This window comes from Flammeovirga sp. SJP92, assembly GCF_001583495.1.
Taxonomy (GTDB): domain Bacteria; phylum Bacteroidota; class Bacteroidia; order Cytophagales; family Flammeovirgaceae; genus Flammeovirga.
The window spans coordinates 17520-27782 of the sequence record NZ_LQAQ01000072.1 but is presented as its reverse complement, the minus strand read 5'-3'; the positions used below and the strand labels follow the sequence as shown (position 1 = coordinate 27782).

The 10263-nt window shown below is 29.6% G+C and carries 13 protein-coding genes; all 13 read right to left on the bottom strand.

What is annotated here, in order from left to right; translation table 11 throughout:
* Positions 1–175: 175 nt before the first annotated feature.
* Entirely contained in the window at positions 176–544 is a 369-nt protein-coding gene (locus tag AVL50_RS17025) for a hypothetical protein (protein ID WP_062617702.1), read from the bottom strand.
* A 135-nt stretch (positions 545–679) separates the two neighbouring features.
* Positions 680–1429, bottom strand: coding sequence for a hypothetical protein (locus AVL50_RS17020; protein ID WP_062617701.1), 750 nt, complete (start codon positions 1427–1429; stop codon positions 680–682).
* A gap of 194 nt (positions 1430–1623) precedes the next feature.
* Complete coding sequence (locus tag AVL50_RS17015) at positions 1624–2004, bottom strand: hypothetical protein (protein ID WP_157491380.1); 381 nt, start codon at positions 2002–2004, stop codon at positions 1624–1626.
* A 151-nt stretch (positions 2005–2155) separates the two neighbouring features.
* Positions 2156–2884, bottom strand: coding sequence for a hypothetical protein (locus AVL50_RS17010; protein WP_062617699.1), 729 nt, complete (start codon positions 2882–2884; stop codon positions 2156–2158).
* Positions 2885–3038: 154 nt separating this feature from the next.
* The gene (locus tag AVL50_RS17005) at positions 3039–3482 is read right to left on the bottom strand and encodes a hypothetical protein (RefSeq protein ID WP_157491379.1); all 444 of its coding nucleotides are present in this window, start codon (positions 3480–3482) and stop codon (positions 3039–3041) included.
* Positions 3483–3580: 98 nt separating this feature from the next.
* Positions 3581–3979 carry a hypothetical protein gene (locus AVL50_RS17000; protein WP_062617697.1) on the bottom strand — a complete coding sequence of 133 codons (399 nt, stop codon included), beginning with the start codon at positions 3977–3979 and terminating at the stop codon, positions 3581–3583.
* An 11-nt stretch (positions 3980–3990) separates the two neighbouring features.
* Positions 3991–4344 (bottom strand): hypothetical protein, encoded by a 354-nt coding sequence (locus AVL50_RS16995; RefSeq protein ID WP_062617696.1) that lies wholly within the window; start codon positions 4342–4344, stop codon positions 3991–3993.
* Between the two features lie 173 nt (positions 4345–4517).
* The gene (locus AVL50_RS16990; protein WP_062617695.1) at positions 4518–4994 is read right to left on the bottom strand and encodes a hypothetical protein; all 477 of its coding nucleotides are present in this window, start codon (positions 4992–4994) and stop codon (positions 4518–4520) included.
* Between the two features lie 470 nt (positions 4995–5464).
* Positions 5465–6277: a hypothetical protein gene (locus AVL50_RS16980; protein WP_062617693.1), complete on the bottom strand. Its 813-nt coding sequence runs from the start codon at positions 6275–6277 to the stop codon at positions 5465–5467.
* A 685-nt stretch (positions 6278–6962) separates the two neighbouring features.
* A complete protein-coding gene (locus AVL50_RS16975; protein ID WP_062617692.1) occupies positions 6963–7574 on the bottom strand; it encodes a hypothetical protein in 612 nt (203 codons plus the stop codon).
* 146 nt (positions 7575–7720) lie between these two features.
* On the bottom strand, positions 7721–7930 hold the full coding sequence (locus tag AVL50_RS16970) for a hypothetical protein (RefSeq protein ID WP_062617691.1): 210 nt from the start codon (positions 7928–7930) through the stop codon (positions 7721–7723).
* A 76-nt stretch (positions 7931–8006) separates the two neighbouring features.
* Entirely contained in the window at positions 8007–8438 is a 432-nt protein-coding gene (locus tag AVL50_RS16965; protein WP_157491377.1) for a hypothetical protein, read from the bottom strand.
* A gap of 998 nt (positions 8439–9436) precedes the next feature.
* Positions 9437–10225 carry an energy transducer TonB gene (locus AVL50_RS16955; protein WP_157491376.1) on the bottom strand — a complete coding sequence of 263 codons (789 nt, stop codon included), beginning with the start codon at positions 10223–10225 and terminating at the stop codon, positions 9437–9439.
* Positions 10226–10263: the final 38 nt, after the last annotated feature.

Genomic DNA, 10263 nt, shown 5'->3' with positions numbered 1-10263 from the left:
GAGGCGAGGCGAGTGGAATGAAATTTAGCTTTTGACTTCTAAGCCTAGATTTTTTGCTTCGTTTTTCATCAATGGAAAAATGAAGAAGAAGGAAGCTTGAAAGTAGGACATAAAAGCCTGTAGAATAATTGACTGAAAGCTTACGGTAATTTAGTTTACAATGTATTTAGTTTATCTAGTTCATTTTGGGCTTTATCCTTGCTTCTGAAAAATCTTCTTTTTCAATTGGTTTATCGTTCAATCTAGAAAGCATTGCAATTTGTCCAATATGGGTTAAAATGTCAGAAAGGGGGCCTTGTATAAGTTTTTTTGTTAAATCTATATCGATTTGATGATCAGATAAATTCATTTCAAATTGATCAATTTTTTTAATAAACTCATTGACCAAAAGTTCAAATTCTGAATGAACAATAACCTCCTTTTGCTTATTTGTAATTTGTTCAGTTGCCCAATCCAACACTTCAATGACATGAATTAATATTTCATTGATGCTTCTACTTCCTTTGTCTAATGAAAATTCTCCAAATTCATTATCACCATACATAATGGCTTTATTAAACCTATATTTAATTGTAGCGACGAGGTGCCTTGTTAGTTCGTTTATCATACTTATTCATATTTATGTTATTGAAAATCTGTTTCAAGAGATGGTCATTGAAGTGTTGTCCGAAAGTACAATTTAATTATTGTCCTCTTTAGAATTTATGATTAACTCTTTACCATTCCACATACCATTGAATTCCTCATTTAAACCAATGATTTTTATGCCGAAACCTTTTTCGGTCATTTTTGAAGTTACTGTCTCTGTTAATTCGGGTTCCCAAAACTCATCTCCATAATTGAAATCGAGTATATTACTTTCAAAAAGTATGTTATTTTCATTGTCTAAAATGACAACAAAAAAGTTACCCGGATAACCTAAATCATAATATTGATCGTAACCAGTACTTTCGGAGATTAAAAGTAATTTCTGATTATACTCTTTAATGATTTCTGTATATGCAATTGAATTATGAATCTTATAATCAGTGTAATACTTAGCTCCATTAATTGATACGGCATACCAAACATTGAAAGTTAAAGACCATGAGTTTTCAGATTTATTGAAAATCTCCTGATAATAAATGGAATCTAATTCAACAATTGAGGTTTTATTTAGTAAGCCTATTGGTTCCTTCATGAAGTCAAAAGATTGAAACAAAATAATCCCAGTTTCAGGAACTTTTATAAAACAAATATTTTCTTTTTCGGTGAATTTTGTTTGAGGCTGTATTGTTGGTAGATCTATATTTTTTAGTTCAGTATTCAGGCTTTGAGTCTCATAACTGCCTATTTTTAAATTATAATACCCTTCAGAAAAAATTGCTTCCTGAGCAAATAAATTCACCTGGTAAAATAGGATAAGGTATAGTATTAAAGTTTGCTTCATAATATGTTGAGGACTAACTAAATTCGTCAACTAGGCATCACCCGTGATAGGAATTTAGTAGATGTGTGGCCAATAGGGGGCAATCCGTTTTTCTAAAGATAATTCAATCTTTTAGAGAGTGCAAATTCCGTATAATTTAGAGTATTCTTTAAATATTAATACATTTTTTGCAATCATATCCCATAATAGTTTGGTTACATAACACGGATATTTCCAAGAACTATTTTATAACTATTATCTGATTTTCTAATTTCAATTGAAATCGTTAGATCACTCATTTCACCATTTAGTGGAACTTCAAAGTCTAGGCTATACGTTCCATCTTCATGATCTATAATATTATCTGAAATGATCTTTTCATTATAGTCACTTATAGAACTGATTCGATATTCCCCTAATGACTCTTCTGGAAAACCATAATTTGATATTACATTTTCTAATAATTCAGGTGTCCAATTATAATATTCGTCATATTCTAAATTATCCAGTAACTCTTTAAACTTGAGTTGTGATAATGTATTTATAATATGTAGTACAACTACTTTTAAGTTATGAGTATTTACTTCCTTTATCATTAACATATTAAAAATTAAAGTTTCTGAATTTTAGTGTCAACCATGATTGTAGTTAGTTGATGTTATATGATTATTCATTTTGTATTCTAAAGTTAAAAGGTTTGTCCATTGAGATTCATGCTAAAAGGTAGAGTAGTAAGTACAAATGCTATCATTTTTTTAATTTTGGTAAACTATCATAAAGTCCTTTCTTAAATTGATTCCTAAATTCTTGCTTTTTTCTTGCCTCATTTGCCTTTTCTTTTTGTTCTTCTTCCCACTTGACTTCATAATACCCTAAAACACCAATAGAATCATAATGAAATTCATAATTGGGAATATTTATATCATATTGCAAAGGCTCAATTTTCTTAGGAATTAACTCGACATTATATGGGTAACCTTTAAGACTTCCATTTCTAAATTCTGTTTCAATTAATTGGAGTAATTTAAAAGTTTCTTCAAGATTAGTATTATCATCAAATTTGATTTCAATAATTTTTCTTTTTTGCCTTGATTTTGGAACACTACTGAAATGATCAATAATTTCATTTAAAGTAGAAGAATTGAAATCTATTATTGGATAGAGGTTAGATGATTTTGGGCAACACATTTGTGTTGAAAAACAAAAATTAGCGAAATTATTTAAATAATATATTCTGTCATGATAATTAATTCTTAATAAATAGTTGGGAGCTATATGATCATATCTTTTCATAACTGACCATATTATCTTATACAGTTCAATAGTTTTATCGAGTGAATCAACTGTTATTGTTGGTATTAATTCTTGTTCTTGAAAAGAAATAAAGTCAACATGATCATATTCAGTTTTTCTTTCTTCATGACCTGAACATGAAATAAATAAGATGAAAATAAAAATATAATACTTTTTAAACATTGATAATTATTTTAATGTGGTACGGGTGGCAACATTCCATAAACATCACAATATTCCACTAATTATGACAATAGAGTCTTTTCTTCTTTTAATTTTGACAATTAATGAAAAGTGAAATAATAATATAAAAGTATTTTCTCATTCAATCGAAATATTAATACTTTTCACTAAAACCGACTACATCTTTTCTAATTTCCTTTTTCCAATTCGTTCCAAATTGAACTGTAAGATATTTGAAAACCTCACGGTTATAAATTTTCATTAGATCTTCTCGTATTGGATTACATCCAAATTCATAAAAATAAATATTGTACTTGTTTTCAAATTCAAAATCTGAAGAAATTATTGTTGGAGCAACGCCTCCTGATATCAGTAAAAAAGGGGTATTATTTTTAATGGCTGTTAATGCTAATTCTTTAGCCTCTTCAATAGTTTTAATTTGTTGAATTTTATTAATCCTACTACTTTCTAATTGATCATCAGTGAGTGTCCCAATTTTTCTAACAGCTATAAATTCTTCATTTATATCATGATTGGTTTGTGCCATCACATTTATTGACACCAACATTATTAAGAATAACCAATAGTATTTTTTCATAACTCAATAAATTTCAAATTTTACTTATGGCATCATTACAAGCAGAACTTTTATTTGTTATTAGAAGTATACGATTCTCTCATTTTACAAACTTTTATTCAATTATCATAAGTGAATGTAGGAGGTTGACAATTATTGAAGCTACTAACATATTCAGTAACTGTACAGTTTTTATTTGCATCAAGATTAATGATTTTGATTTGATCAGGGATCTCATTACCTCCACTATAATTACTTACTAAAGTTGAGGTTATTTTATTTGAATCAATATTCATCTCTTTAATTAATTCCTCCTTTAACCTCAACAATTGACCTCCCTTAAAATTACAATCATCATACAAATCAATCGTTTCTGAAGTTTTGAATCTTATTTTTTCAAAAAGTGGTTGAAGAAACCAGTAATCACCTGTAATATCTTCATCATCAAATCTTATTGATGTATCCTCATTATATTCTGGTTCTTTTACATTTTTCGTTAATATTATTTCTACCACCATCTCTATTTTTATTAACGCCAATCATGTCCACAATGTCGACATTGTTTTGCCTTAGGTGTCCTAGCAAGTTTGTCACATTTCGGACAATTATTAAATTCTATTTTTTCTGGATTTTCATTTAAGATTCTTTCTGCTATTTTTAACCTAAAATGTTCAATTCCATTTTCTAAAAGTCTTAGTGTTTGCTCATCATCTGTCAACAACCCTTTACTTAAATAAATCTTTCGCCTTTTCTCAACCGTATCTTGATTATCGCTGTGAGTCAGTTTATATTCAGATGAGTAATGTCTCCAAGCTAGTGCTTCTTGCTTATTCATAAACCTACTAAAATAATCCAATATGTAATCTACTGTCTCTGGTTTCATAATTGCTTAGCTTAGGATGACTCAGCTAAAAAGCATTTCAAAGAATTTACCTCCCGTCAACTAAATAGCCACAAGCCTTTTTAAATTTATTCAATTTGTGGCGAGCTTGCTTACACGCAATAACCTACCAATTTTACTACTAACGCTATGCTTTTTTAGCCTTTGTTGTGTTTTCATCTTTTTATCACACTTATTCTTTCGTGAAAAGCTTTAAGTCTTCCACACGTTTGGGTATCCATTTTCATCTTTTCCATTATCCAAAAGTTATAAGGGCAAGTTATTTTTATTGAATCATAGACAAAGAAGAGAAAAGATTCTTGTTTCAATCCATCCTCTTTTCCCATATAGTGAATACATTTATCATATTCAAAATGTCCAATAAATATTAATCCTTCATTTTCAGGAGCAATCAAACCATCAGGTAGAATATATTTTTCATCTGATGGTTTCAGAAAAATGACTTTACCTATATTACTTTTAGTAACTGAAGCACTCATTACACTTGTATAAATTCCATTGCTACAATCTCTTCCATACGGGTCATATCCAATATTACTTACTGTAATAACTTCTTTTTCTTGTTTAGGAAGAAAATTAGAAGATGTAAAAAAGCTTATTAATAGTATCGCAACTTTATACAGTTCGTTCATTATTTTTTTTGTACTCTCTGAAACACAACATTGGATAAACACAAAGGCGTTTGTCCCTCAAAATTTAACGGATATGAACCATATGGCATATATCCATTAGTAAAAAAGTACTCTCAACTTCCTTTTAAAAATAAGTTTGCTATTATATTGTTGAAAGATGATTTGAATTTACAGGTTTATGTATTACAAAACAAGAAGAGACTTTTTCAAAAGATTGGTTCAATGCTTCAAAAAAATATTTTTCAAAATAAATTCTTGAGTAAATACAATTTGCGGTTGAACTGATGACTTTCTTAGTTTGAGTTTTCGTCCAATATCTTTAAGACTGAAGGAGGGAGGTTACTTTATCATTGGTTTTTAGGTTACAGCTTTCTGTAGACAAGAACCTTATGGATTGAGAGGTTCACGTACGGTTTTGTGAGAAGTTAGGGGGGATACCCCTAGCTTACTCGACTGTGTGCCGTATCTTTTTAATGTTTTGATTTAAAACCGTTTGAGAAACTACCCGAGGTATTTTCTCCTTTATAGTTTATCTGAACGCTGTATGATTTTCCTCTTTCTAACTTTTTTGTCTTTACAGTGAATGAGTTTATTCCTTTTTTAGACTTTATTTTCAATGAACCAATAACTTCAACATTTTCATAGTCCTTGATTTCAATCTCAATGTCAAGTTCGACTAAAAAGTAGAGTTCTAATTCTACTTTCTTGTCCGAAATACTGTAAATATCTCTAATGTTATTTTTGTCTGTTATGTAGGTTCTTTCCCGTTTTAACCCTTTTTCTATTCCCTTGATTTTTGAATAAGTAATTAACCCTTGAACGTTTCCAAATTCCACAAACGGCATTGGAAAAAACGGAAGAATAAAATATCGGTAAGGGTCAGGTGTTGCTTGAACAATTTTTTTATAGGTAAATCCATTGATTGTGTCTTCACTTACTCCTTGAAGAAAAAATCCCTTTTGTCCATTTTGCTCAATAAGTTTGAGTTCTGTTGAGTATTCCTTAAATGGGAGGAATTGATTTCCATAATAGTAACCACTATCAGAAACTTGCATTAAAAATTCTTCTGGTCCATCTTTTGAACCACTTAAATAGTTGTAGCCTTCAATCTGCATTTTAAGAGACTTATTTCCGTTAACTATTGTATCGCCAATGAATCTGACGTTTTTAAATTGTTTGTCTTCGTATTCAGCTATTCCTGTTGAGTCGTTGTACCATTTTCTACGATAAAACAATTGAATTTCATCTCCAGGTTGAATGTCAAATCGACTGCTAGTTCTCAAGTCGTTTTTAATTCCTTCCGAAATTTCATTGTAATTATCTCCGAAAAGCTGTTTTGTATAAAACTGTCCATTGCTTGAAACCGCTACTGTTTTTAGGTCGGGAATAATTACAGCATAAATTTCTGAATTGTCAGTAGTGTAATACTTTCTTGGTGTTTTGTCGGTTGCTATTAAACTATCTCTTGGATAACTTCTTCTTGTGTCGATATATTCGAGTGAAGTTTTTACTCGTTTTCTGAAAAGTGTAGCTATTTGTTCTTCCGTATCGTTGTAGTCAATACCGTGAACCGTTTCAAAGCTACTATTAAGAAGTTTATAATTACCATTATCAAAGGATTCGAAATATATTTCGGTTGTTTCAATGTCGGAATAGTCAACAAAGTCCTCTGTTTTAAATTTAATGAAGTTCCTATTTTCTATTAAAGTGTCTTTTAAATTCGTTCTAACTCGAAGTCCGATAAACTAATTCTTTTGGCCAAAGTAGGTTGCTCGAACATAGATTTTCGATTCAGCCATTTCTTTTCGGCTTTCTTGTTCATAGCTTATTTGAGTTAGAAAAAGTAAATTCAGAAGTATTATTATTCTCATTAATCAGTTTTCTTTATATGGTACACAATGAAATTGCTAAACTACAGAGGGTATGTTGACCGGTGGATGGAGATTAGCTATTGTTTGTCTAAGTAAATTAATTATAATATCCGATGATTTTTTTTGCTTCAAAACTATCCATCGAATGAAAGTTGAATGATGTTACATAAAAAAGGTTCTTATTTTTATCGAATAATTTTTCTAGTAACGAATAATCTTTCTTTGTCAGAGCATTTGCAAAATTGAATTTATTAGATGTAATACTTCCAAGAGGTGGTAGTACTAATGTAACTGGTATATTTATACTGGAATCATCTAATTTATTCTTTGGTCTAGCTCCTTCTAAGACTGGCTTAGAATTCATTATATTATTTATTAGTGTGCCAAAGAAAAGATAACTATCACCATTAATGACCTTTGTTGACATTTGACTTCTTTTCAATTCTATTAAATTAATTATTTCTCCTGTTGATGCCCCTTTATAAACCTCTTTAATTTTTAAAGAATAAATTGTAAAATTTCCATATTCAATACTACTAATTATTTTACCTGTAACAACATGTGACACCTTTTCATCTAAGCTTTTCTTTGTTGGTAGAGAAAATGAATCATGTTCGCGATAAAGTGATAAATCTGATTCATAGATTTGATTTCCTTTCTCAAGAGACTTTTGAGAACAACTGATCAAAAAAATGAATCCAAAAAACATAAACACTGTTTTACAGAGAAAATTCATTACTTAGTTTTAATTTTTTGTTTTGAAAGTTTACCCATTTTTTAGCCTAACTTAAATGCTAAACTATGTGAGAAAGTACGTCATCCGAACATAAAGCTTTAGCTGTTATTATATGGTTTTTACATTGCGTATTCTAAGGTTAGCACTTCATTATTTTCTTTTTCAGGATCCATTACAACACTAAATTCATTAGAATTATTATCTCTTATAATCGCTCCTGATATCCTTAAATATTTTTTATGTTTTCTGTTATATTTTACTTTTCGATACCCAAAGATCCGAAACCCTTCATCCGTTATATTTCCAAATTTAGAATCAACTTTTTCCATTTGAGTGATTAATGCATCTTTATCATATTCTATAACAGAACTATCATTTAGAATTGAAGAAATTTTATCAAAATCCTTATCCTTTTATATAATCTACAACCAAATCTACAGTTTTTGTTTTGTTGTCTACAGTCTTTAGCTCATCAGTCTTAAAAGCATATTTTTTTGTTATTCCACTTTCAAAAATTATTATTGTACGAATTTCAGAATAATTAGATTTTTCTTCTTTTGTTAAATTCCTGTAAAGTCTATAAGCAATATTGGATGATGTAAATTGTGAATCTTTTTTAAATTTTTCAACACCTTTGCTTTTAGATAGTTTCACTTCAAAATAGGTAGTTGTCGGTTCATCAGTAGCTACAACTTTACCGACTGAATATTCACAGTACCCTCCGTAAAAATTTAAGATATCGTCAATGCCTTTACTTGCTGATTCTGATAAAATTACAGATTCAATTGAGCAACTGAAAAGTAATATGTTTAAAAATAAGTATATCAGTTTTTTCATAGTTTGTTTGATGATGATTCTATATAACATTATATGAGTATAATGGTGTTTATCCCAAAAATTTAACGGATATTCGCTATATACCCATTAGTAAAAAAGTACTCCCAACTTCCTTTTAAAAATAAGTTTGCAATTATATTGTTGAAAGATGATTTGAATTTACAGGTTTATGTATTACAAAACAAGAAGAGACTTCTTCAAAAGATTAGGTCAATGCTTCAAAAAAATAATTTTCAAAATCAATTCAATTCGTGAGTAAATACAATTTGCGGTTGAACTGATGACTTTCTTAGTTTGAGTTTTCGTCCAATGTCTTTAAAACTGTAGGAGAGTGGTTACTTTATCATTGGTTTTTAGGTTACAGCTTCTTGTAGTACTTTGTATAACAAGAGCCTTATGAATTGAGAGGTTCACGTACGGTTCTTTGAGAAGTTAGGCTGAGATTCTTCTAGCTTTCTCTACGATGGGCTGGGGTTTTATTTGACAATTTTCGAAATCTGATCATAATTAATATCGAAATAATCAGTCCGAGTAAAGTCCAATATTTTACGGGTTGTGAGTATATGAATTCCCATTTTTCTAAGAATGTCATTTCACTTTTCATTGAGTTGACTACCATAGTTGTCGAATAACTACTATGTTTGAAAGTCAATAACAATACATAAATAAAACATATTATTCCTGCGATTGAAATTCCAATCTGTCCAAATAATAAACCGATATTATTTGATTTAATTAGTCCTATTCCACTGAAAAACATAATTAGCCAGAACAAGAATTTTAGAACTATTTGGTAATAGGGAATACCATGACCGAAAGTAGGTTGATTATATCCCAATGTTTCATCATAATAAATTAAATGATAACCAGAATTTGTTATCCAATATAATGATATCACTAGTATCGAGATTCCAATGGTAACGAATATTTCTTTATGCATAATCAATTCCTTTTAGTATCCTCTCTTACCCACAATAGTTTATTTTTAGGGCACGTTTTTATTCTTCATCTTTTCCAAATATCACTGGTATAGCCCAAATAAGGTTAAATTGTTCTCCATGCCTGTATAAAACATCCCACTCAGGAATAGATTTTACAACACGAACAGCTTCCTTATCTCTTTCATTGTCCCACCCTCGAATAACATTAACGCTATCAATTTTCCCATCTTCTGATACACTTAAAATCTGAACGAATACTCGTGCTTTTTTAAACGGTTCATTGGTAATATTTGAATAGTCAATATTTTCTTTAATATATTTTTTAAGCAATTCAGGATTCTCTGTGTATTTACTTTTTCTTGACTTTGAGTTATCGTAAATTTTTGTATCAGTCACAATACCTTTTTCAAATACAAATTCTTTCTCAAACTCATAAATCGAACCATATCCCATATGTTCATAATGGAGCAATTTTCCGTATGGGTTTAAGATTGAATAACTATACCAGTCAGCGAAGATTTTATCATTGGTCTCCTTGTCTTTAAGAATAAGCGATAAATCAATACTTGTTGAATCTCCCTGTACTTTAAGCAAGTACAAACTATCATTTTTTAATTCCCAGTAGGCAATGTAACCTCTCCAACAAGCTGTAGAGTTGTAACCGATTTTATCAAATAAACTATCGGGTCTTGGATGATTATCAAAATAGCTTTCAAGAGGATTTGCATAGATTGATAATGTATCACCTTCATAAATCAAGAAGTCAGGAATCTGAGCAGTTCCAAATGCTTTTTGATTTAATGAAATCAAAGAAAATAGAATCAATATGTATGTTAGTTTCTTCATCTTAGTATGCAGGTCAATGTGATTACTAAACTCGTGAG